General features: G+C 71.7%; 20 protein-coding genes. 5 read left to right on the top strand and 15 right to left on the bottom strand.

From position 1 onward, the window contains the following. Nucleotides 1–23 precede the first annotated feature (23 nt). The 4 genes from AB0C78_RS02505 to AB0C78_RS02490 are packed head-to-tail and all read left to right on the top strand — an operon-like array spanning nucleotide 24 to nucleotide 3,967. Nucleotides 24–2,513 (top strand): nitrate- and nitrite sensing domain-containing protein, encoded by a 2,490-nt coding sequence (locus AB0C78_RS02505; RefSeq protein WP_360740829.1) that lies wholly within the window; start codon nucleotides 24–26, stop codon nucleotides 2,511–2,513. After that, the gene (locus AB0C78_RS02500; RefSeq protein WP_360740827.1) at nucleotides 2,510–2,935 is read left to right on the top strand and encodes a roadblock/LC7 domain-containing protein; all 426 of its coding nucleotides are present in this window, start codon (nucleotides 2,510–2,512) and stop codon (nucleotides 2,933–2,935) included. Before AB0C78_RS02505 ends, AB0C78_RS02500 begins: the two co-directional genes overlap by 4 nt. Then, on the top strand, nucleotides 2,932–3,360 hold the full coding sequence (locus AB0C78_RS02495; protein ID WP_151543266.1) for a DUF742 domain-containing protein: 429 nt from the start codon (nucleotides 2,932–2,934) through the stop codon (nucleotides 3,358–3,360). Before AB0C78_RS02500 ends, AB0C78_RS02495 begins: the two co-directional genes overlap by 4 nt. After that, the gene (locus AB0C78_RS02490) at nucleotides 3,341–3,967 is read left to right on the top strand and encodes an ATP/GTP-binding protein (RefSeq protein WP_151543265.1); all 627 of its coding nucleotides are present in this window, start codon (nucleotides 3,341–3,343) and stop codon (nucleotides 3,965–3,967) included. Before AB0C78_RS02495 ends, AB0C78_RS02490 begins: the two co-directional genes overlap by 20 nt. Here the strand turns inward: AB0C78_RS02490 and AB0C78_RS02485 are convergent. Beyond that, nucleotides 3,900–4,919 carry a LysR family transcriptional regulator gene (locus AB0C78_RS02485; protein ID WP_360740824.1) on the bottom strand — a complete coding sequence of 340 codons (1,020 nt, stop codon included), beginning with the start codon at nucleotides 4,917–4,919 and terminating at the stop codon, nucleotides 3,900–3,902. The genes AB0C78_RS02490 and AB0C78_RS02485 overlap by 68 nt on opposite strands. A gap of 95 nt (nucleotides 4,920–5,014) precedes the next feature. Between AB0C78_RS02485 and AB0C78_RS02480 the strand changes: the two genes are divergently transcribed. Then, complete coding sequence (locus AB0C78_RS02480) at nucleotides 5,015–6,265, top strand: MFS transporter (RefSeq protein ID WP_360740822.1); 1,251 nt, start codon at nucleotides 5,015–5,017, stop codon at nucleotides 6,263–6,265. On the opposite strand, the gene AB0C78_RS02475 is transcribed toward AB0C78_RS02480, so the two are convergent. From AB0C78_RS02475 to AB0C78_RS02410, 14 genes are read right to left on the bottom strand one after another with little or no spacing between them, the layout of a single operon-like run. After that, the gene (locus tag AB0C78_RS02475; protein ID WP_151543270.1) at nucleotides 6,241–7,269 is read right to left on the bottom strand and encodes a polyprenyl synthetase family protein; all 1,029 of its coding nucleotides are present in this window, start codon (nucleotides 7,267–7,269) and stop codon (nucleotides 6,241–6,243) included. The two genes, AB0C78_RS02480 and AB0C78_RS02475, sit on opposite strands and share 25 nt — an antisense overlap. Before the next feature lie 22 nt (nucleotides 7,270–7,291). After that, complete coding sequence (nuoN, locus tag AB0C78_RS02470; protein ID WP_360740820.1) at nucleotides 7,292–8,902, bottom strand: NADH-quinone oxidoreductase subunit NuoN; 1,611 nt, start codon at nucleotides 8,900–8,902, stop codon at nucleotides 7,292–7,294. Then, nucleotides 8,899–10,488 (bottom strand): NADH-quinone oxidoreductase subunit M, encoded by a 1,590-nt coding sequence (locus AB0C78_RS02465; RefSeq protein WP_360740818.1) that lies wholly within the window; start codon nucleotides 10,486–10,488, stop codon nucleotides 8,899–8,901. The genes nuoN and AB0C78_RS02465 overlap by 4 nt, the downstream gene beginning before the upstream one ends. After that, nucleotides 10,485–12,401 (bottom strand): NADH-quinone oxidoreductase subunit L, encoded by a 1,917-nt coding sequence (gene nuoL / locus AB0C78_RS02460; protein ID WP_360740816.1) that lies wholly within the window; start codon nucleotides 12,399–12,401, stop codon nucleotides 10,485–10,487. Before nuoL ends, AB0C78_RS02465 begins: the two co-directional genes overlap by 4 nt. Nucleotides 12,402–12,411: 10 nt before the next feature. Then, on the bottom strand, nucleotides 12,412–12,711 hold the full coding sequence (gene nuoK, locus AB0C78_RS02455; RefSeq protein WP_151543260.1) for an NADH-quinone oxidoreductase subunit NuoK: 300 nt from the start codon (nucleotides 12,709–12,711) through the stop codon (nucleotides 12,412–12,414). Next, nucleotides 12,708–13,652, bottom strand: a complete 945-nt coding sequence (locus AB0C78_RS02450) for an NADH-quinone oxidoreductase subunit J (RefSeq protein ID WP_360740814.1) — start codon at nucleotides 13,650–13,652, stop codon at nucleotides 12,708–12,710. Before AB0C78_RS02450 ends, nuoK begins: the two co-directional genes overlap by 4 nt. After that, nucleotides 13,649–14,200 carry an NADH-quinone oxidoreductase subunit NuoI gene (nuoI, locus tag AB0C78_RS02445; RefSeq protein ID WP_360741101.1) on the bottom strand — a complete coding sequence of 184 codons (552 nt, stop codon included), beginning with the start codon at nucleotides 14,198–14,200 and terminating at the stop codon, nucleotides 13,649–13,651. The genes AB0C78_RS02450 and nuoI overlap by 4 nt, the downstream gene beginning before the upstream one ends. 43 nt (nucleotides 14,201–14,243) lie before the next feature. Continuing rightward, nucleotides 14,244–15,581, bottom strand: coding sequence for an NADH-quinone oxidoreductase subunit NuoH (gene nuoH / locus AB0C78_RS02440; protein WP_360740812.1), 1,338 nt, complete (start codon nucleotides 15,579–15,581; stop codon nucleotides 14,244–14,246). Continuing rightward, nucleotides 15,578–18,043 (bottom strand): NADH-quinone oxidoreductase subunit G, encoded by a 2,466-nt coding sequence (locus tag AB0C78_RS02435; RefSeq protein ID WP_360740810.1) that lies wholly within the window; start codon nucleotides 18,041–18,043, stop codon nucleotides 15,578–15,580. Before AB0C78_RS02435 ends, nuoH begins: the two co-directional genes overlap by 4 nt. Beyond that, a complete protein-coding gene (nuoF, locus tag AB0C78_RS02430) occupies nucleotides 18,040–19,338 on the bottom strand; it encodes an NADH-quinone oxidoreductase subunit NuoF (RefSeq protein WP_360740808.1) in 1,299 nt (432 codons plus the stop codon). Before nuoF ends, AB0C78_RS02435 begins: the two co-directional genes overlap by 4 nt. Continuing rightward, on the bottom strand, nucleotides 19,335–20,117 hold the full coding sequence (gene nuoE / locus AB0C78_RS02425; RefSeq protein ID WP_360740806.1) for an NADH-quinone oxidoreductase subunit NuoE: 783 nt from the start codon (nucleotides 20,115–20,117) through the stop codon (nucleotides 19,335–19,337). The genes nuoF and nuoE overlap by 4 nt, the downstream gene beginning before the upstream one ends. Further along, nucleotides 20,114–21,460 carry an NADH-quinone oxidoreductase subunit D gene (locus tag AB0C78_RS02420; protein ID WP_151543253.1) on the bottom strand — a complete coding sequence of 449 codons (1,347 nt, stop codon included), beginning with the start codon at nucleotides 21,458–21,460 and terminating at the stop codon, nucleotides 20,114–20,116. Before AB0C78_RS02420 ends, nuoE begins: the two co-directional genes overlap by 4 nt. Further along, a complete protein-coding gene (locus AB0C78_RS02415) occupies nucleotides 21,457–22,203 on the bottom strand; it encodes an NADH-quinone oxidoreductase subunit C (RefSeq protein ID WP_360740804.1) in 747 nt (248 codons plus the stop codon). Before AB0C78_RS02415 ends, AB0C78_RS02420 begins: the two co-directional genes overlap by 4 nt. Beyond that, nucleotides 22,204–22,752, bottom strand: a complete 549-nt coding sequence (locus AB0C78_RS02410) for an NADH-quinone oxidoreductase subunit B (protein ID WP_151543251.1) — start codon at nucleotides 22,750–22,752, stop codon at nucleotides 22,204–22,206. Between the last annotated feature and the right edge of the window lies 1 nt (nucleotide 22,753).

Here is a 22,753-nt window from a genome sequence, read left to right as displayed (position 1 = left end):
CACTCTGGATTTTCGCGGCCTGGGTGACCCTGCGAGAAGGCGTCAATCTGCTCGGCGTCACGACCCTGGACAGCGCGATCGCCCAGCCGACCGACCCGCTGCTGGCCGAACTCCAGAAGGAGCGCCGGCTGTCCATGATCGAGTTCTCCCGGCCGAGCGCGTCGGTCCGCAGCGCGCTCGCCGCGCAGCGGTCCCGCACCGACGACGCGAGCGCCGAGGCGATCAAGAAGGCCCGGGACGGAAAGGTGAAATGGTTCGCGGGCGACCTGCTCGAGCACCGCATCGACGAGATGGTCGGCAGGTTGCGCGGGGTGGACGCGATCCGCCGCACGGTCGACGCGCACGGCGCGGACCGGACGCGAATCGCCGCCGGGTATTCCGAGGTCATCGAGTCCATTTTCCGGGTCTACGATTCCCTGGCCACCCTGGACGACAAGGACTTCGCCAGCGACACCCGCACCGAAGTCGAGCTCAACCGCACGTGGGAACTGCTTTCGCAGGAGGACGCGTTGGTCGCGGGCTCGCTCACGGCCGGCCGGTTCAGCCAGTCCGAGCTCATCACCTTCACCCAGACGGTGGGCACGCGCCGGCACAACATCTCCGCGGCGCTCATCGCCATTCAGGATTCGGACGGCGCCCTTTACGACGCGCTGACGAAGAACGCCAAGCTCGCCCAGGTCCAGTCGCTCGAAGACCAGATCATGCAGAACCGGCGGATCACCTCCGGGAAGCCGCCGCACACCGTCACCCGGCCCGCGGTCACGCTCGACCAGTGGTCGGGCGCGGCGGCGCCCGCGCTGAGCCAGGTGCGCGAGAGCATCCAGGCGGGCGGCGACCGGCTCGTCGACCGCGCCAAGCCGATCGCGATCGGCGTGGTCGTCCGGCTCGTGCTCGCCGGTGGGCTCGGGCTCCTCGCGGTCATCGCGTCCATCGTCGTGTCGATCACCACGGCGCGCGCCCTCGTGCGGCAGCTCGAACGGCTGCGCGTCGCCGCGTGGGAGCTGGCCGAGCAGCGGCTGCCCGGCGTCGTCGAGCGGCTCGGGCACGGCGAGAAGGTCGACGTGTCGGTGGAGGCGCCGCCGCTGCAGTTCGGCACCGACGAGATCGGGCAGGTGGGACGCGCGTTCAACGCCGTCCAGGAGACCGCGATCCGCACCGCGGTCGAGCAGGCGGAGCTGCGCCGCGGCATCCGCGACGTCCTGCTCAGCCTGGCCCGCCGCACGCAGACCCTCGTGCACCGGCAGCTGACCATGCTGGACACGATGGAGCGCCGCCGCGACATCGAGGTCAAGGAGCTGGAGGAGCTGTTCCGGCTCGACCACCTCGCCACCCGGATGCGGCGCAACGCCGAGAACCTCATCGTGCTGTCGGGCGCGCTGCCCGCCCGCGGCTGGCGCAGCTCGGTGCCGATGGTCGACGTCGTGCGCGCCGCGGTCGGCGAGGTCGAGGACTACACCCGCGTCACCGTGCTGCCGTTCGGGCCGGTCGAGCTGGCCGGACGCGCGGTCGGCGACGTCACCCACCTGCTCGCCGAGCTGATCGAGAACGCGGTGTCGTTCTCCCCGCCGGACACGGTCGTGCAGGTCGGCGGGCACCTGGTCGCCAACGGCTTCGCGATCGACATCGAGGACCGCGGGCTCGGCATGACCGACGAGAAGCTCGCCGAGATCAACGAGCGGATCGAGGACCCGCCGGACTTCAACCTGCAGAGCTCGGTGCAGCTCGGCCTGTTCGTGGTCAGCAAGCTCGCCGAGCGGTACGGGCTGCGCGTCCAGCTGAAGCGGTCCGCCTACGGCGGCACCACCGCGGTCGTCGTGATCCCCAAGGGACTGGTCGTCGAGGAGGGCGACCGGGTCCGGGCGGCGTCGACCTCCACCACGACCACGCAGAACGGCCTGGAGGTGCGCCAGCCGACCGCGGTCGGCGCGGGCCGTTCCGGCGGCGCCGCGGCGCTCACCACCGGCGGCACCGGGCCGCAGCCGGCGCCGGCCGCGCCCGCGCTGGTCGCGGTGCCGCCGCCCGCGCCGGAACCGGCCGAGCCCGCCGGCGCGAACGACCCGGCCAGCGCACCCGAGCCGGCCGGCGTGCCGGTCCCGCCGTCCGGGGCCGGCCCGGACGGCTTCACCGAACACGGCCTGCCCCGACGGCAGGACGAGCCCCCCGCGGACGAGGCGAGCTCCCCCGACGGCGCCCCGTCCACCTCATCCGGCCTCACCGGTGCCGGCGGCGGGCATCCCGAACCGACCCAGCCGGAGGACCTGCCACCCGTGCCCGACATCTCCACCACACCGTCCGGCCTGCCGGTCCGCGTGCCGCAGGCGAACCTCGCCGAACCGCTGCGCACGGACGAACCGCTCGTCGCCGACGAGCAGGACGAACCGGACGACCCGGGCCGCTCGCCCGAGGAGATCCAGCGGATCATGGGCTCCTACCAGCGCGGCACCCGGCAGGGACGGTCGGACGCGGCCGAGGCCCTCGGCAATCAAGCAGCGGAAGGCGAGGAAGGTCAGTGACGCAGAAGACCGGTTCTTCATCCGACCTGGGTTTTTTGCTGGACGACCTGGTCCACCGGTTGCCGCACGCGCGCAACGCGGTGGTGCTGTCGGCCGACGGCCTGCTGATGGCCTCCTCGGCGGGCATGAGCCAGGACGACGGCGAGCACCTGTCCGCGGTGGCGGCGGGCATCCAGAGCCTCGCCAAGGGCGCGGGCACCCGGTTCGGCGGCGGCCCCGTCCGGCAGACGATCGTCGAGATGCAGTCGGCGTTCCTGCTGGTGTCGGTCGCCGGCAAGGGCGCCTGCCTGGCGGTGCTGGCCGGCGAGGAGGCCGACGTGGGCCTCATCGCCTACGAGATGGCGATGCTCGTCACGAGCATGGGGCACCACCTCACCTCGCCGTCGCGGTCGGAGGCGGCGCAGGAGGGCCGGCCCGCATGATGCCGCCGGAGGAGCCGGGGCACGAACCCTGGCCGCAGGACCCCGCGCTGCACACCCCCGGCCACGAGCGGATCTACGACGAGAGCGCCGGCCCGATGGTGCGCCCGTACGTGATGACGAGCGGCCGCATCGAACCCGTCCACGGCAAGTTCGACCTCATCACGCTGGTGGTGGCGGCCGGTCCCGAGCCGGAGGGCCCGATCGGCCTCGGCCCCGAGCACCTGTCGATCATCCGGCTGTGCCAGCAGGTGATGTCGGTCGCCGAGCTGACCGGCCACCTCGACCTTCCGGTGGCGACCGTGCGGGTGCTGCTCGGCGACCTGCTCGGCAAGGGGCTCGTCACGATGCAGGAGCCCGAACCGGAGGCGGACATGCACGACATCAGGCTCTACAAGGCGGTGATCGATGGTCTCCGGGCTCTCTGACGCCGGGGGCGGGCGGCGCGACGCGCGCGCCCGCCGGATGCCCACCGCGGTCAAGATCGTGATCGCGGGCGGTTTCGGGGTCGGTAAGACGACGATGGTCGGCACGGTCTCCGAGACGCGGCCGCTGCGCACCGAGGAGATCCTCACCGACGAGAGCGTCGGCGTCGACGACGTCTCCGGGGTGGAGCGCAAGAAGACCACCACGGTCGCGATGGACTTCGGCCGCCTCACGTTCCGCGACGAGTACGTCCTGTACCTGTTCGGCACCCCCGGGCAGGAGCGGTTCTGGTTCATGTGGGACGAGGTGTCGCTCGGCGCGCTCGGCGCGGTCGTGCTCGCCGACACCCGCCGGCTGTCGGACTGCTTCCCGTCGGTCGACTACTTCGAGCGGCGCGGCACCCCGTTCGTCGTGGCGGTGAACTGCTTCGAGGGCGCGCGGCAGTACGACCTCGCGGAGATCCAGCTCGCGCTCAACCTGGGGCCGAAGGTCCCGGTGATGCTGTGCGACGCCCGCCGTCTCGACTCCTGCAAGCAGGTGCTCATCGACCTCGTCCTGCACGCGATGAAGTCCCGGGGCCTGCCGGCGCTGGAGTCGCAGGGCGCCTGACCGCGCCTGACCGCGCCCTGACGGCGGCGCCGGACCCGCCGGCGGCGGCCGGGGCGCGGTCCCGTGCCGTGCCTTCGGCGACGGCGCGGGCGAAGGCGCGGACGCGTGCGGTGGCGCGGTCGCGGTGCCAGACGAGGGTCAGCGCCGAGTCGGGCAGGCCGGTGAGCGGGACGAACACGACGTCGCCGCGCGCGTGGCGGCGGGCCGTCGGGACGCACAGCGGCATCGCGCCGCGTCCGGCCGCGACCAGCGCCAGGGCCTCCTGGATCGTCCCGGCGGCCGGCCCGGACGGGACCGCGCGGCCGCCGGGCGTGAGCCGCGGCGACTGCGCCTCGCGCCAGTACCGCGGGGCGGGTCCGGCGATCCGGATCAGCGGGTGCCCGGCCAGCTCCTCGGCGGGCACGGACGGGCGGTCCGCGAGCGGATGGCGGGCGGGGACGGCGAGGCTCAGCGGCGCCTCGGAGAACACCGGGCCGGAGGCGAGGCCGGGCTCCCGCACCGGTGCGAGCACGATCGCGGCGTCGACGTCCCCGTCCCGGACCAGCCCGAACGGGTCGGCCAGCGGTACCTCGACGGTCCGCACCTCGCAGCCGGGATGGTCGCGTTCGAACGCGCGGACGAGGCCGGCGAGGTCCTCGTCGAGCGAGCCGACGAAGCCGATCCGCAGCACGCCGCCGACGCCGCGGGCCCTGGCCCTCGCCGCGTCGACGGCGTCGAGGAGGGCGGTGTAGGCGGGGGCCAGCTCGTCGCGCAGGCCCGCGCCGAGCGGCGTCAGCCGGACGCGGCGGCTGGTGCGTTCGACGAGCCGGCCTCCGATCCGCGACTCCAGGGAGCGCAGCAGCTGGCTGACGCGGCTCTGGGACAGGTAGAGCCGTTCCGCGGTCCGGCCGAAGTGCAGCTCCTCGCCGAGGACGAGGAAGCACTCGATCTCGCGGGCCTCCAGTTCCGGCACGTCGCTCCTCCGGTCGCCGATCGATGAGCCTCGCTCATAGAAGGATGCGGTCTTCGCCGTTGTTCCCGTGCCGCCGCCCGGCCAGGGTCGAAGGCATGACGGTTCCTTCCGACTCCCCGCCGCGGGGCGGCCGGCCGGCGGTGCTCGCGGTCGCCGCGGCCACGTTCCTCGTCGTCACCAGCGAGATGCTGCCGGTGGGGCTGCTGACCTCGATCGGCCCGGACCTCGGCGCGTCCGCGGGCGCGGCCGGGCTGGCGATGACCGTGCCCGGCCTGGTCGCGGCGCTCTGCGCGCCCGTGCTGTCGGCGGCCACCGCCCGGCTGGACCGGCGCGCGGTGCTGGCCGGGCTGGCGGGCCTGCTGGCGGCGGCCGACCTCGGCTCGGCCGCCGCGCCCGGGCTGGCGACGCTGCTGGCCACGCGGATCCTGGTCGGCGTGGCGATCGGCGGGGTGTGGGCGATCGCGGGCGGGCTCGCGGCGCGGCTGGTGCCGGCACGCTCCGCCGGCGCCGCCACCTCGCTCATCTTCGGCGGGATCTCGGTCGCGTCGGTGGCGGGCGTCCCCGCCGGCACGCTGATCGGCGACCTCGCGGGCTGGCGGGCCGCGTTCGCGGTCGCCGGTGCGCTGTCCCTGGCCGCCTGCGCGGCGCTCGCCGTGCTGCTGCCGCCGCTGCCCGCGACGGGCGCGGCACGCCCGCGGGACATGGCGCGGGTGCTGCGCGCACCGGGCGCGCGAGCCGGACTCGTCGTGACGTTCCTGCTGGTCAGCGGGCATTTCGCGGCGTACACCTACGTGCGGCCCGTGCTGGAGCGGGTGTCCGGCGTCGACCCGGACCTGATCAGCACCCTGCTGCTGCTGTACGGCGTCGCGGGCGTCGCCGGGAACTTCGCCGCGGGGACGGCCGCCGCGCGCGGACCGCGCCGCACCCTTCTGGCGATCACCGCGCTGCTCGCGCCGGCCGTGCTGCTCTTCCCGATCGCGGGCCGGGCCCCGCTCCCGGCCGTCGCGCTGCTGGTGCTGTGGGGCGCCGCCTACGGCGGCGTGTCCGTCACCCTGCAGACGTGGCTGCTGCGGTCCGTGCCGCCGCGCGCCGCCGAACCGGCGTCGGCGCTGTTCGTCGCCGCGTTCAACCTCGCCATCTCGCTCGGGGCGCTGGCGGGCGGACGTGTCGCCGACACCGCCGGGGAGGCCGGCGCCCTGTGGCTGGGCGGGACGCTCGGCTTCCTCGCCCTCGCCGCCGCGGCGGTGCTGGGCCGCCCGCCGGGACCGGACGGCCGGTCCCGGCGCGCCGCGCGGGCGAGCCGGACCGGCGAACCCGGCCGTCAGCCGGTGCGGGAGACCACGTAGTCGCAGAGGCCGGTGAAGGCGTCGCGGGCGGGGATGGCGGGGAGGGTGAGGAGCTCGGCGCGGGCGTCCTCCGCGTACTGGCGCAGGTCGGCGCGCGCGCGGTCCATGGCGGGGTGGGCGCGCAGGAGGGCGAGGGCCTCGGCGTGCAGCGCGTCGTCGGACAGGTCCTGGACGAGCAGCTCGCGCAGCCGGGCGTCGTCGGGGCCGGAGCCGACGCCGGCGAGGACGTGGTGCATCGGGAGGGTGCGGATGCCTTCGCGGAGGTCGGTGCCGGGGGTCTTGCCGGACTCCTCCGTCTCGGAGTCGATGTCGAGGATGTCGTCCGACAGCTGGAACGCGACGCCGATCTTCTCGCAGGCGGAGGTGATGGTGTCGACGACGCGGGCGGGGGCGCCCGACAGCAGCGCGCCGAACTGGCCGGACACCACGATGAGGGAGGCGGTCTTGTCCGCGACGACCTGCAGGTAGTGCTTGAGGGGGTCGGCGTCCTCCGCCGGGCCGACGGTCTCCTGGATCTGGCCGCGCACCAGCCGCGCGAACGCGCGGGCCTGGATCCGGACGGCCTCCGGGCCGAGGTCGGCGAGCAGGTCGGACGCGCGGGCGAACAGGTAGTCGCCGGTGAGGATCGCGACGGTGTTCGTCCAGCGGGAGTTCGCGGACGCCTGGCCGCGCCGGACGGTCGCCTCGTCCATGACGTCGTCGTGGTAGAGAGTGCCGAGGTGGGTCAGCTCGACGACGACGGCGGCCGGCACCACGCCGGCCGCGTCGGGATTCCCGAAGTGGGAGGCGAGCAGCACCAGCATCGGCCGGAACCGCTTCCCGCCCGCCTCGACGAGGTGCTTGGACGCCTGGCTGAGCAGCGGGTCCTCGCCCCGCACCGACTCCAGTAGCAGTTCCTCGACTGCGGCCAGGCGCTCCCTGGCATCGGCCGCGAGGGCCGAGTCGACGGGAAGCCCGAACGGGCCGGACTCCTGTCGAGCCGGCCCGCCGGACTTCTCAGCGATTGGGTCGCTCACCCAAGACTCCCTACCGGACGAACATGTGGGTCGTTGCGTGGCCCGCAAGGTCCAGAACGGGCTGCGGGATCACGCCGAGTACCACAGTAGCCGTCGCCCCGAGCGCCACCGCAGCCGCGGTCGCCGGCCCGGCGACGACGACGGGGCCGTCCGCCTCCGGCTCGCTGAAGAACATCACGACGATCACCTTCACGTAGAAGAAGGCGGCGACCGCGGAGGAGATGACGCCGACCACGACCAGCGGGGTCGCGCCGCCCTCGACGGCCGCCTTGAACACCGCGAACTTGCCGGTGAACCCGCTGGTCAGCGGGATACCGGCGAAGGCGAGCAGGAAGAAGGAGAACACCCCGGCGACGACCGGGGAGCGCTTGCCGAGCCCCGCCCACCGCGACAGGTGCCCGGCCTCGCCGCCGGCGTCGCGCACCATCGTGACGACGGCGAAGGCGCCGATGGAGGTGAAGCCGTAGGCGACGAGGTAGAACATCGTGCTGGACAGGCCGTCGCGCGACGTGGCGACCACGCCCATGAGCAGGAAGCCCGCGTGCGCGATGGACGAGTACGCCAGCATCCGCTTGATGTCGGACTGCGTGATCGCGATGATCGCGCCGACCACCATCGTGAGAATCGCCACGCCCCACATGTAGGGCCGCCAGTCCCACTTCAGCGTCTCGAACCCGACGTAGTACACGCGGAGGATCCCGCCGAACGCGGCGACGACCGTGCACGACGCCATCAGCGCCGTGATCGGGGTCGGGGCGCCCTGGTACACGTCCGGCTTCCACATGTGGAACGGGACGCCGCCGAGCTTGAACAGCAGCCCGACCGACAGCAGCGCGACGCCCGCCAGCAGCAGGGTCTCGCTGCCGGCGTCCTTGCTGACCTGCGCGGAGATGTCCGACAGCCGGACCGAGCCGGCGTAGCCGTACAGCAGCGCCGTCCCGTACAGGAAGAACGCCGAGGAGAACGCGCCGAGCAGGAAGTACTTGACGGCCGCCTCCTGGGAGAGCAGCCGCCGCCGGCGGGCGAGGCCGCACAGCAGGTACAGCGGCAGCGACATGACCTCCAGCGCCACGAACATGGTGAGCAGGTCGTTCGCGGCGGGGAACATCATCATGCCGCCGACCGCGAACATCATCAGCGGGAACACCTCGGTCTGGGTGATCCCGGCGGCGGTGCTGCGCTGCTCGGCCTCGCTGCCCGGCAGCGCGGACGCCTGCGCGGCGAAGTGGCCGCCGACGAGGCCGCCGCTGCGGCCGTTGCCGCGCTCGGCGATGAGCAGCAGGCTGACCAGGGCGAGGATGAGGATGGTGCCCTGGATGAACAGGGTGGGGCCGTCCACGCCGAGGGCGCCCTGCGCGGCGACGTGATGCGGGTCGTCGCGCCAGCCGAGCAGGACCGTCCACACGAACGCGCCGGCGAGGCCGAGGAACGCGACCGGCACCTGCACCGCGTACCGCCAGGTGCGGCCGACGAACGCCTCCACGAGGACGCCCGCGACGGCGATGCCGAGGACGAGCAGCAGCGGGCCGATCTGGCCGTACTCGATGTGCGGGGCCGGGATGTCACCCCCCTGGGCGAGCACCCCATGAGCCACCGGGCTCACGTGACTGGCAGGGCTCATGGACGGGCTCCGTTCTCGGCGACGTTACCGGTGAGCGTCGGCGCCGGGTCGTGCCGGTCGACACGGGCGAGCGTCTCCTTCACCGACGGGTTGATCACGTGCAGCACCGGCTGCGGGAAGAAGCCCATCGCCACGATGATCGCGATGATCGGGGCGACGGCCCACTTCTCGCGGGCCGTGAGGTCCTTCATGCCCTCGACGGCGGGGACCTTCGGGCCGCCCATCGTCCGCTGGTACATCCAGAGGACGTAGATGGCGGCGAGGACGACGCCGGTCACGGCGAAGCACGCGGCCACCTTGTAGCGGCTGAAGGTGCCGACCAGCACCAGGAACTCCGACACGAACGGCGACAGGCCGGGCAGCGACAGCCCGGACAGGCCGGCGATGAGGAACGTCCCGGCGAGCACCGGCGCCGCCTTCTGCACCCCGCCGAAGTCGGTGATCCGCGCCGACCGGCGCCGGACGATCATGAAGCCGACGAGCAGGAACAGCGCGCCGGTGGAGAAGCCGTGGTTCACCATGTACAGCGCGGCGCCGGACTGGCCCTGCGAGGTCATCGCGAAGATGCCGAGCACGATGAACCCGAAGTGCGACACCGACGTGTAGGCGATGAGGCGCTTCAGGTCGACCTGCCCGATCGCGAGGATCGCGCCGTAGATGATGCTGATCACCGCGAACACCAGCACGGCGGGCGTGGCCCACTTGGACGCGCCGGGGAACAGCTCCAGGCAGAACCGCAGCATCCCGTAGGTGCCGACCTTGTCGAGCACGCCGACGATGAGGACGAGCGCGCCGGGCGGCGACTGCTGCGCCGCGGTCGGCAGCCAGGTGTGCACCGGCACCATCGGCGCCTTGATCGCGAACGCGATGAAGAAGCCGAGGAACAGCCACTTGGCGGTGGTCGGGTCGACGTGCAGCCCGCGCAGCTCCTGGAACATGAACGTGCCGTGCCCGAGGCCGCCCTCGCTGACCGGCTTGTTCGACAGCGGGTACAGCCAGACGACCGCGACGAGCATCAGCAGCCCGCCGAACAGCGAGTACAGCAGGAACTTCACCGCGGCGTAGGAGCGCTCGCGGGCGGCGCCGCCGCCGTAGTGCCCGATGAGGAAGTACACCGGGATGAGCATCGCCTCGAAGAAGACGTAGAACAGGAACACGTCGGTCGCCGCGAAGACACCGATCATCGCGGCCTCGAGGGACAGCAGCAGCGCGAAGTAGCCCTTCACCGACCGCTTCGCCGGGACGTCCACGCCGCCGGACCGCTCGTCCTCGGTCCAGGACGCCAGCATGACGAGCGGGACGAGGATGACCGACAGCAGGATCAGCACCAGCGCGACGCCGTCGACGCCGAGCGCCCAGTGGATCCCGAACTCCTTGATCCACCAGTACTTCTCGGTGAACTGGAACCGGTCGCCGCCGGCGTCGAAGCCGGACGCCATCGCCAGGGCGAGGACGCCGACGAGGGCGGAGACGCCGAACGAGAACCACTTGACCAGCGGCTCGTTGTCGCGCGGCAGCACGCTGACCGCGACGGCGCCCAGCAGCGGCAGCGCGATGAGGACGCTCAGCCAGGGAAAGTCACTCATGACACGTTCACCACCAGGAGGGCGGCCACGACGAGCGCGGCGCCGAAGAACATCGAGAGTGCGTAGGAGCGGGCGAACCCGGTCTGGATCCGGCGGAACCGCCCGGACGTGCCGCCGATGAGGGCGGCGAGCCCGTTGACGGCGCCGTCGACGCCGCGTCCGTCGAACCAGACCGCGAGCCGGGTCAGCCACTGGCCGGGCCGCATCAGCAGCGACTCGTTGATGGCGTCGCCGTACAGGTCCTTGCGGGCCGCGACGGTGACGAAGGAGCCCTTGGGCGCCTCGCGCGGCACGGGCCGGCGGCCGTACTGCATCCAGGCGATCGCGAAACCGGCGATCATCAGGAGGAAGACCACGATGCCCGGCAGCGTGACCCACTTGAACGACTCGGCGTGCTCCGGCTTGCCGGTGACGGGCTCCAGGAAGTCGGAGAACCCGCCGAGGATCAGCAGGCCGCCCGCGGCGAGCGAGCCGACGGCGAGGACCATCAGCGGGATGGTCATCACCTTGGGCGACTCGTGCGGGTGCACGCCCTCCTCCCAGCGCTTCTCGCCGAAGAAGGTCATGATCATCACGCGCGACATGTAGTACGCGGTGATGCCCGCGCCGATGACCGCGCAGACGCCGAGGATGGCGCCGGACGTGCCGCCCTTGTCGAACGCGGCCTCGATGATGGCGTCCTTGGTGAACCATCCGGACAGGAACGGGAACCCGATGATGGCGAGGAACCCGAGCCCGAACGTCACGTACGTCGCCATCATGACGCCGCGCAGCGCGCCGTAGTGGCGCATGTTCACGTCGTCGTTGGTGCCGTGCATGACGGAGCCGGCGCCGAGGAACAGGCCCGCCTTGAAGAAGCCGTGCGCGATGAGGTGCGCGATGGCGAACACGTAGCCGGGCCGGCCGAGGCCGGCGGCGAGCGTCATGTAGCCGATCTGCGACATCGTCGACCCGGCGAGGGCCTTCTTGATGTCGTCCTTGCCGCAACCGATGATCGCACCGGCGAGCAGCGTGGCCGCGCCGACGATCGTCACCACCAGCTGCGCGGTGTCGGACATCTCGAAGATCGGCCCGGAGCGGACGATCAGGTAGACGCCCGCGGTCACCATCGTCGCCGCGTGGATGAGCGCCGACACCGGGGTCGGGCCCTCCATCGCGTCGAGGAGCCAGGACTGCAGCGGCAGCTGCGCCGACTTGCCGCACGCGCCGAGCAGGAGCAGCAGCCCGATCGCGGTCGCGGTGCCGGAGCTCAGCCTCGTCGCGAGGCCCGCGTGCTCGGCGCCCGCGCCGAGGATCGGGCCGAAGTCGACGGTGCCGAACGTGGAGAACATGAGCGCGATCGCGATGATCAGCCCCATGTCGCCGACGCGGTTGACGACGAACGCCTTCTTCGCCGCGGTCGCCGCGGTCGGCTTGTGCTGCCAGAACCCGATGAGCAGGTACGAGGCGAGGCCGACGCCCTCCCAGCCGAGGAACAGCACGAGGAAGTTCCCGCCGAGCACCAGCAGCAGCATCGCCGCGACGAACAGGTTCAGGTAGCCGAAGAACCGGCGCCGGTCGGGGTCCTCGGCCATGTAGCCGACCGAGTAGATGTGGATGAGCGAGCCCACTCCGGTGATCAGCAGGACGAAGCTGATGGACAGCGGGTCCACCAGCAGGTCCATGCCGATCTTGAACCCGCCGACGTTGATGAAGTCCCACAGGTGCACGGTGCGGCGCCGCGCGGCGTCGTCGTAGCCGAGCATCTGGACGAGCATCGCGACGCCGATCGCGAACGACGCCACCGGCGTCGCCACGCCGAGCAGGTGCCCCCACTTGTCGGTGCGCCGGCCTCCGAGCAGGAGGATCGCGGCGCCCAGCAAGGGCAGCGCGACGAGAAGCCAGGACGCGGCCTGGATGCCTTCCGCTTTCATCCCCGACCTCTCAGTACTTCAGCAGGTTCGCGTCGTCCACCGACGAGGACCTGCGGGTCCGGAAGATGGTCATGATGATCGCCAGGCCGACCACGACCTCCGCCGCGGCCACCACCATCACGAAGAACGCGATGATCTGGCCGTCGAGGGTGCCGTGCATGCGGGAGAACGTCACGAACGCGAGGTTCGTGGCGTTCAGCATGAGCTCGACGCACATGAACACCACGATCGCGTTGCGGCGCACGAGGACGCCGAGGGCTCCGATGGTGAACAGGATCGCCGAGAGCGCCAGGTAGTGCCCCGGACTCATTGACCAGCCTCGCCTTCACGCTCGTTGCCGCCCGCGCCGCCGCCCGCGTTCCCGCCGGCGGCCGGCGTGCCGGCCCTGACGACGCGCGACTCGGCGTCCGCGTCCTTCGCCTCTTCGGTGGCCGCCTTGACCGCGGCGACGTCCTCGTCCACCGCGCCCTGCTCGGTCCCGCCGTACAGGTCGGCGTGCCGTTCGGAGGTGTCGGTCTGCGCCGCGATGACGGGGTTGATCGACAGCTTCGAGGGCGTCCCGTCCGGGAGCAGCGCCGGCATGTCGACGGCGTTGTGCCGCGCGTACGTGCCGGGGCCGGGCAGCGGGCCCGGGTGCGCGCCGGACGCGAACCGCTCCTTGGACAGGTCCTTCTGCGTCGGCTTCGGCTCGGTCCGCTCGCGGTGCGCCAGCACCATCGCGCCCAGCGCCGCGGTGATCAGCAGCGCGCTGGTCGCCTCGAACGCGAACACGTACTTGGTGAACAGCAGCCGCGCGAGGCCGAGGACGTTGCCGTCGGCGTTGGCGGCCTTCAGCCCGGCGGAGTCGCCGAGCGCGGCGTTGCCGAGCCCCGCGGCGAGCAGCACGAAGAACCCGATCGCGACGATGACCGCCCAGAACCGCTGGCCCTTGATCGTCTCCACCAGCGAGTCGGTGGAGGTGACGCCGACGAGCATCAGCACGAACAGGAACAGCATCAGCACCGCGCCGGTGTAGACGATCACCTGGACGAACGCCAGGAACGGCGCGTTCTGGATCGCGTACATCGCGGCGAGGCAGAGCATCACGGTCGCCAGCAGCAGCGCCGAGTGCACCGCCTTGCGGACGAGGATCATGCCGAGCGCGGCGCACACCGACACGATCGCCAGCAGCCAGAAGAAGAACGGCTCGCCGGACTGCTTGTCGGCGACGTGGCCCGCGAGGACCCCGGCGGCCTGGAGGTGGGCGGTCACTTGCCCTCACCGCCCCTGGACGCCTTCTCCCGCTTCACCGCGTTGTCGGCGCTCGCCCGCCCGCCGCCCTCGGCGGAGATGTTCGGCGCGTCCTCGGGCTGGAGGCCGAGGCGGTAGTAGTCCTCCTCGGTGTCGCCGAGCCGCATCTCGTGCGGCGGCGCCTCCATGCCCTCGCGCAGCGGCGCGAGCAGCATGTCCTTGGTGTAGATCAGGCTCTCGCGGCTGTCGTCGGCGAGCTCGTACTCGTTGGTCATCGTCAGCGCCCGCGTCGGGCACGCCTCGATGCACAGGCCGCAGAGGATGCACCGCAGATAGTTGATCTGGTAGGTGCGGCCGTACCGCTCGCCGGGCGAGTACCGCTCGTCCTCGGTGTTGTCGGCGCCCTCGACGAAGATGGCGTCGGCGGGGCAGGCCCAGGCGCACAGCTCGCAGCCGACGCACTTCTCCAGGCCGTCCGGCCACCGGTTGAGCTGGTGCCGCCCGTGGAAGCGCGGGGCGGTCGGCTTCTTCACCTCGGGGTACTGAACGGTCTCGCTCTTCATGAACATCTGGTGGAACGAGACCCCGAACCCCTTGACCGGATTCAGGAAATCAGTGAGTCCCACTGGTGACCTCCTCGGAGGCGGATTCGATCGTGGCCGGGCGGGCCGGCTTCTCGCGGGCCCGGCCGTGGTAGTGGGGGGCGTCCATCGGCGGCACCGGGAACCCGCCGGCGGCCGGGTCCCGGGGAGCGGGCGCCTCGGCGCCCGGGACGATCTCGCCGCCGTCGCCGCCGCGGACCATCTCCCAGACCACCGTGACCACCAGGACGACGGCGATGACCCCGGCGGTGATCCACAGGATCTGCTGGATGTCGTAGCCGTCGTTCTTGAACGCCTTGATGGTGGACACGAGCAGGATCCAGGCCAGCGAGACCGGCATGAGGATCTTCCAGCCGAGCTTCATCAGCTGGTCGTAGCGGACCCGCGGGAGCGAGCCGCGCAGCCAGATGAAGAAGAAGATGAACAGCCACAGCTTGACCAGGAACCACAGCACCGGCCACCAGCCGGCGTTGGCGCCCGACCACACGGTGGAGATCGGCGCGGGCGCCCGCCAGCCGCCGAGGAACAGCGTCGTGCACAGCGCCGACAGCGTCGCCAGGTTGATGTACTCGGCGAGGAAGAACATCGCGAACTTCAGCGACGAGTACTCGGTGTGGAAGCCGCCGACCAGCTCGCCCTCGCCCTCGGGCAGGTCGAACGGGATGCGGTTCGACTCGCCCATCATCGTGATCACGTAGACCACGAAGGACGGGGCGAGCAGCACCGCGAACCAGATGTGGTCCTGCTTGGCGACGATCTCGGAGGTGGACATCGACCCGGCGAACATGAACACCGCGACGAACGACAGCCCCATCGCGATCTCGTAGGAGATCATCTGCGCGGACGAGCGGAGCCCGCCGAGCAGCGAGTACGGCGACATCGACGACCAGCCCGCCAGCACGATCCCGTAGATGCCCATCGACGACATCGCCAGCACCAGCAGCACCGCGACCGGCAGGTCGGTGCCCTGCAGCGCGGTGTGGTGCCCGAAGACCGACACCGTCGGGCCGAACGGGATGATGATGAACGAGATGAACGCCGGCACCGCCGACATCACCGGCGCGAGGACGAACACGACCTTGTCGACCTGGCGGGGGACGATGTCCTCCTTCAGCGCCAGCTTCACGCCGTCGGCGAGGCCCTGCAGCAGGCCCTGGGGTCCGGCGCGGTTCGGGCCGACGCGCAGCTGCATCCGCCCGATGACCCGCCGCTCGACCCACATCGACAGCAGGACGGTCAGCACCAGGAAGACGAAGATGACCAGGACCTTGCCGCCGATCAGCCACCACGGGTCCTTGCCGAACGTGGCGAGCGTCGGATCGGCGGCGGGCGCCGCAAGCGGACTCATCGGGTACCTCCCGCGTTCTCGGTCGGGCGGGCGAGCACCCCGCTCGCGATCTTGACGACGCCGCCCGCCGCCGCGCCCAGGTCCCGGTGGAGGGCGCAGCCCGCCGAGTTCGTCGGCAGCCACACCACCCGGTCGGGCAGGTCGGCGGTGATCTCCAGCGGGAGCGTCACCTCGCCGCGCGGCCCCGACACCGTGACGGCCGCGGTCGCGCCGATCTCCGCCGCGGTCGCGGGCGACAGCCGGGCCACCGCGGCCTTGGCGGTGCCCGCGAGGAACGGCTCGCCATCCTGGAGGCGGCCCCGGTCCAGCAGCAGCCGCCAGGTCGCGAGCAGCGCCTCGCCCTGCTCGGGGTGCGGCGGCAGCGCCTGCGCGACGTCCGGCGGCTCCGGCCGCTCGCCGCGGTGGGCGCCGAGCTGCGCGAGCTCCCGCCGCGCCGCCTCCGGGCCGGGCAGCCCGAGGTGCACGTCCATCTCGTCGGCGAGCGCCTGCAGGACCCGCAGGTCCGACAGCTTCCCGGCGGACTTCAGCACGACGTCGAACGGGCGGCCGCGGCCCTCCCAGTCGACGAACGTGCCGGCCTTCTCGGCGACGGCCGCGACGGGCAGCACCACGTCGGCGCGGTCGGTGACCGCGCTCGGCCGCTGCTCCAGGCTCACCACGAACGGGGTGGCGTCGAGCGCGCGCAGCGCCGCGTCCGGGTCGGGCAGGTCGTACGGGTCGACGCCGCCGACGAGCAGCGCGCCGAGCCGTCCGGCACCGGCCGCCGCGACGATCCCGGCGGTGTCCTCGCCGGGCCCGGCGGGCAGGTCCGCGACGCCCCAGGCGCGGGCGACCTCGGCGCGCGCCTCCGGGTCGGTGACGGGGCGGCCGATCGGCAGCAGCCCGGGCAGCGCCCCGGCCTCGATCGCGCCGCGCTCCCCGGCCCGGCGCGGCACCCACGCCAGCCGGGCGCCGGTGACCTGCGCGAGCCGGACCGCCGAGGTCAGCGCGCCGGGGCTGGTGGCGAGCCGCTCGCCCAGCATGATGACGGCGCCGGGCGTCTCCAGCAGCGTCCGGACGCCGGCGCGGGACGGGTCGCCGATCAGCGAGCCGAGCGTCTCCGACTCCGAGCCGGGTGCGGTCGCGAGCAGCGTCCCGCCGACCTTCCGCAGGCCGCGGGTCGCGAACGGGGCGATCCCGAACACCTTCAGCCCGTTCTTGCGGAACGCCTTGCGGAGCCGCAGGAACACGATCGGGGACTCCTCCTCCGGCTCGAAGCCGGCGAGGACGACCACGGGCGCCTTCTCCAGGTCGGCGTAGGACACCTCGATCGGGCGGCCCGCGACCGAGGAGGCGAGGAACCGCGACTCCTCGTCCGACACCGGCCGGGCCCGGAAGTCCACGTCGTTGGTGTGCAGCGCGATCCGCGCGAACTTCGCGTAGGCGTAGGCGTCCTCAAGGGTGACGCGCCCGCCGGTCAGGACGCCCGCGGAGCCCCGCGCCGCCGCGAGCCCGCGGGCCGCGACGGTCAGCGCCTCCGGCCACGACGCCACTTCCAGCTCGCCGTTCTCGTTCCGGACCAGCGGGTGCGTGAGCCGCTCGGGGCGCGTCCCGTAGGTGAACGCCCAGCGGCCCTTGTCGCAGTTCCACTCCTCGTTGACCTGCGGGTCGTCCCCCGCCAGCCGGCGGGTGATCTTCCCGCGCCGGTGGTCGGTGCGCAGCGCGCAGCCGGACGCGCAGTGCTCGCAGACGCTCGGCTGCGACACCAGGTCGAACGGCCGGGACCGGAACCGGTACGCGGCGCCGGTCAGCGCCCCGACCGGGCAGATCTGCACCGTGTTGCCGGAGAAGTAGGACTGGAACGGCTTGCCGTCCGCCGCGCCGACCTGCTCCTTCGCGCCGCGCTCGAACAGGTCGATGAACGCGTCGCCGGCGATCTGGTCGGAGAACCGGGTGCAGCGGGCGCACTGGATGCAGCGCTCCCGGTCCAGCAGCACCTGGCTGGACAGCGGGATCGGCTTCGGGAACGTCCGCTTGGTCTCGACGAACCGGGACTCGCCGCGCCCGTTGGACATCGCCTGGTTCTGCAGCGGGCACTCGCCGCCCTTGTCGCAGATCGGGCAGTCCAGCGGGTGGTTGATCAGCAGCAGCTCCATCACGCCGTGCTGCGCCTTGTCGGCGACCGGCGAGGTCAGCTGGGTCTTGACGACCATCCCGGGCATCACCGTGGTGGTGCACGACGCCTGCGGCTTCGGCATCCCGCGCCCGTTGCCGGCGTCGGGGATCTCCACCAGGCACTGCCGGCAGGCCCCGACCGGATCCAGCAGCGGATGGTCGCAGAACCGCGGGATCTGGATGCCGAGCAGCTCGGCGGCCCGGATGATCAGCGTGCCCTTCGGCACCTCGATCTCGAAGCCGTCGATGGTGCACGAGACCATCTCGACCGGCTTCTCCACCGCCGACTTGTCGTCGGTGACGGTCACTTCGCACCTCCCCAGAGGGTGGACTTGGCCGGGTCGAACGGGCAGCCGCCCTGCTCGAAGTGCCGGAGGTACTCGTCCCGGAACAGCTTGATCGACGAGACCACCGGGCTCGTCGCGCCGTCGCCGAGGGCGCAGAACGAGCGGCCGAGGATGTTGTCGGACAGGTCGAGGAGCGTCTCCAGGTCCTCCTCCTCGCCCTGGCCCGCCTCCAGCCGCTTGAGCATCTGCTTGTACCAGTAGGTGCCTTCGCGGCACGGCGTGCACTTGCCGCACGACTCGTGCGCGTAGAACTCCGACCAGCGCAGCACGGCGCGGACGACGCAGGTCGTCTCGTCGAAGATCTGCAGGGCGCGGGTGCCGAGCATCGACCCGGCGGCGCCGACGGACTCGAAGTCCAGCGGCACGTCCAGGTGCTCCTCGGTGAAGATCGGGGTGGACGACCCGCCGGGCGTCCAGAACTTCAGCCGGTGCCCCTCGCGGATCCCGCCCGCCATGTCGAGCAGTTCCCGCAGCGTGATGCCGAGCGGCGCCTCGTACTGCCCGGGCCGGGTGACGTGCCCGGACAGCGAGAAGATGCCGTAGCCCGCGGACTTCTCGGTGCCCATCGAGGTGAACCAGTCGGCGCCGTTCTCGACGATCGAGGGAACCGACGAGATCGACTCGACGTTGTTGATGACGGTGGGGCCGCCGTACAGGCCCGAGACCGCCGGGAAGGGGGGCTTGAGCCTGGGCTGACCGCGGTACCCCTCGAGGGAGTCGAGCAGCGCCGTCTCCTCGCCGCAGATGTAGGCGCCGGCGCCGGTGTGCACGACCACGTCCAGGTCGTAGCCGGAGCCGAGGATGTTCGTGCCGATGTACCCGGCCTCGCGCGCCTCGGCGACCGCCTGCTGCAGCCGGCGGATCACGTGCAGCACTTCACCGCGCACGTAGATGAACGCCTGGTTCGACTTGATGGCGTAGGAGCTGATGATGACGCCCTCCACGAGGACGTGCGGGTTCGCCATCATCAGCGGGATGTCCTTGCAGGTCCCCGGCTCGGACTCGTCGGCGTTGACGACGAGGTAGCGCGGGTTCGGGCTCTCGGCGGGCAGGAACCCCCACTTCATGCCGGTGGGGAACCCGGCGCCGCCGCGGCCGCGCAGGCCGGAGTCCTTGACCATCTGGACGATCTCGTCCGGCGCCAGCCCGAGCGCCTTGCGCAGCGCCCGGTAGCCGCCCTCGCGCTCGTAGCCCGCGAGGGTGAACGAGTCGGCCTGGTCCCAGTTCTTCGTGAGGATCGGGGTGAGCGTGGTCACTGGTTACGCCCCTCCTGGCTGCCCGGCTTCACGTCGCCGCCGATCGGCTTGCCCGGCTCGTTGGGCGGCGGATCGGTGATCTCGCCCGGCCGGACCGGCTCCTCGGGCGCCGCCCCGCCGGTGTCGGCGGACGGGGCCTCCCAGCCGCGCTGCTTCGCGAGCTCCAGCCCGCGCAGCGACTCGGGCCCGGCCTGGACGCCCTCGTGGGCGCGGCCGTCGGGGAACCCGGCGAGCACCCGGGACGCGTCCTTCCAGCTGCACAGCTTGTTCGGCCCGCGCGAAGGAAGCACTTCCTTACCAGCGCGCAGGTCGTCGACCAGCCGCTTGGCCTTCTCGGGAGTCATGTTGTCGAAGAACTCCCAGTTGACCATCATCACCGGCGCGAAGTCGCAGGCCGCGTTGCACTCGATCCGCTCCAGGCTGACCTTGCCGTCCGGGGTGGCCTCGTCGTGCCCGACCCCGGTGTGCTCGGTCAGCTCGTTCCAGATCTGGTCGCCGCCCATCACCGCGCACAGCGTGTTGATGCACACGCCCACGTGGAACTCGCCGACCGGCTCGTGCTTGTACTGCGTGTAGAACGTCGACACGCCCGTCACCTGCGCCGGCGTGATGCCGAGCTGCTCGGCGCAGAACTCGATGCCGTCCTGCGAGACGTGCCCCTCCTCCGACTGCACCAGGTGCAGCAGCGGGAGCAGCGCCGACCGCGGCTTCGGATACCGGCCGATGATCTGCTTCGCGTCGCGCTCGAGGCGCTCGCGCACTTCCGGTTCGAACGTCATCGGTCCACTCCCCCCATGACCGGGTCGATGCTGGCCACCGCGGCGATGACGTCGGCGACCATGCCGCCTTCGGCCATCGCCGGCGTGGCCTGCAGGTTGACGAAGGACGGCTCGCGGAAGTGCACCCGGTACGGGCGGGTGCCGCCGTCGCTGACCACGTGCGCGCCGAGCTCGCCGCGCGGCGACTCGATGTGCGAGTACGCCTGCCCCGCCGGCACCCGGAAGCCCTCCGTCACCAGCTTGAAGTGGTGGATCAGCGCCTCCATCGAGGTGCCCATGATGTGCGCGATGTGCCGGGGCGAGTTGCCCATCCCGTCCGCGCCGATCGCCAGCTGCGCCGGCCAGCCGATCTTCTTGTCCTCGATCATCACCGGGCCCTTGACCCGCTGCAGCCGCTCCACGCACTGCTCGACGATCTTCAGCGACTCCTCCATCTCCTGCATCCGCACGAGATAGCGGCCGTACACGTCGCAGGTGTCCTGCGTCGCGACCTCGAAGTCGTAGGTCTCGTAGCCGCAGTAGGGCTGCGACTTGCGCAGGTCCCACGGCAGGCCGGTGGCCCGGAGGACGGGGCCGGTGACGCCCAGCGACATGCACCCGGTAAGGTCGAGATACGCGATGTCCCTGGTCCGGGCGAGATAGACGGGGTTGGCGTCCATCAGCTTCCGCAGCGCCTGGATCCGCTTGGGCATCCGGTCGAGATAGTCGCGGATCTTGCTGAGCGCACCGCTCGGCAGGTCCTGGGCAACGCCGCCCGGACGGACGTACGCCATGTTCATCCGCAGACCCGTGATCTCCTCGAAGAGGTCAAGGGTGTACTCGCGCTCGATGAAGCCGTTCAGCATGACGGTCGTCGCGCCCAGTTCGAGGCCGAACGTGGCGATCGCGACCAGATGGGAGGAGATCCGGTTCAGCTCCATCATCATCACGCGGATGATCTGGGCCCGTTCCGGCACCTGGTCGGTGACGTCCAGGAGCTTCTCCACGCCCAGGCAGTACGCCGTCTCGTTGAAGATCGGCGCGAGGTAGTCCATGCGCGTGCAGAACGTGGTGCCCTGCGTCCAGGTGCGGAACTCCATGTTCTTCTCGATGCCGGTGTGCAGGTAGCCGATGCCCACCCGGCAGTCGTCGACGGTCTCGCCGTCGAGGGTGAGGATCAGCCGCAGGACGCCGTGCGTGGACGGGTGCTGCGGGCCCATGTTGACCACGAGCCGCTCGTCCCCGAGGTCCTCGGCGCCCGCGACGACCTGGTCCCAGTCCTGGCCGTTGACGTCGAACACGCGGCCCTCGGCCGCCTCCTCGGCGGCGTAGGCGTCGTACTCGGTGTACTTCGTTGAGCTCATACGTACGACCGCCTCTCGTCCGGCGGGGGGATCTCCGCGCCTCGGTACTCGACGGGGATGCCGCCGAGCGGGTAGTCCTTGCGCTGCGGATGGCCGACCCAGTCGTCGGGCATCTCGATGCGGGTGAGCGCGGGGTGACCGTCGTAGACGATCCCGAAGAAGTCGTAGGTCTCGCGCTCGTGCCAGTCGCACGTCGGGTACACCGGGACCAGCGACGGGACGTGCGGGTCGGCGTCCGGGCAGGTCACTTCCAGCCGGACGCGCCGGTTGTGGGTGATCGACAGCAGGTGCACGACCGAGTGCAGCTCGGCGCCCTCGTCCTTCGGGTAGTGCACGCCGGACACGCCGGAGCACAGCTCGAAGCGCAGCGTCGGCTCGTCCCGCATGGTGCGCGCGACGTCGAGGAGCCGCTCGCGCTTGACGAAGAACGTCAGCTCGCCGCGGTGCACGACGACGCGCTCGATCGCGTCGCCGAAGTCGGGCAGCAGGCGCTCCAGCTCGTCGGCGGTCTCGTCGAACTCGCCGGCCTCGGCGGCGCCGTCGGGCCCGCCGTAGGGGCGCGGCGCGGTGACCTTGGGGCTCTGCCGGATGACCAGCCGCCCGTATCCGGAGGTGTCGCCGGTCGTCTTGGCGCCGAACATGCCCGTGCGGGCGATCGGCTGCTCGCGGCGCTCCTCCTCGGCCTGCGCGGGCAGCTGGTCGGCGCCCTGCTCGGCCCTCTGCTCAGGGTTCTCGGAAGACATCTAAACCGTTCCTTGTCCCAGCAGCGGCAGCTGGCGGCGCTTGGCCTCTTCCAGCTCGACGATCTGCTTCTTGCGCTGCGGGCCGAGCTTGGTGTTCTGGATCTTGTCGTGCAGCTTGAGGATCGCGTCCAGCAGCATCTCCGGCCGCGGCGGGCAGCCGGGCAGGTAGATGTCCACCGGGACGATGTGGTCGACGCCCTGCACGATCGCGTAGTTGTTGAACATGCCGCCGGACGAGGCGCACACGCCCATCGCGATGACCCACTTGGGCTCGGTCATCTGGTCGTAGATCTGCCGCAGCACCGGGGCCATCTTCTGGCTCACCCGGCCCGCGACGATCATCAGGTCGGCCTGCCGCGGCGTCGCGGAGGCGCGCTCCATCCCCCAGCGGGAGAAGTCGTGCCGCGGGTCGCCGGTCGCCATCATCTCGATGGCGCAGCACGCGAGGCCGAACGTCGCCGGCCACACCGAGCTCTTGCGCGCCCAGCCCGCGACCTGCTCGACCGTCGTCAGCAGGAACCCGCTCGGGAGTTTCTCCTCAAGACCCATG

This window comes from Actinomadura sp. NPDC048394 (genome assembly GCF_040651755.1).
GTDB classification, from domain to species: Bacteria; Actinomycetota; Actinomycetes; order Streptosporangiales; family Streptosporangiaceae; genus Spirillospora; species Spirillospora montaniterrae.
This window is presented reverse-complemented; position numbering and strand designations above follow the sequence as displayed.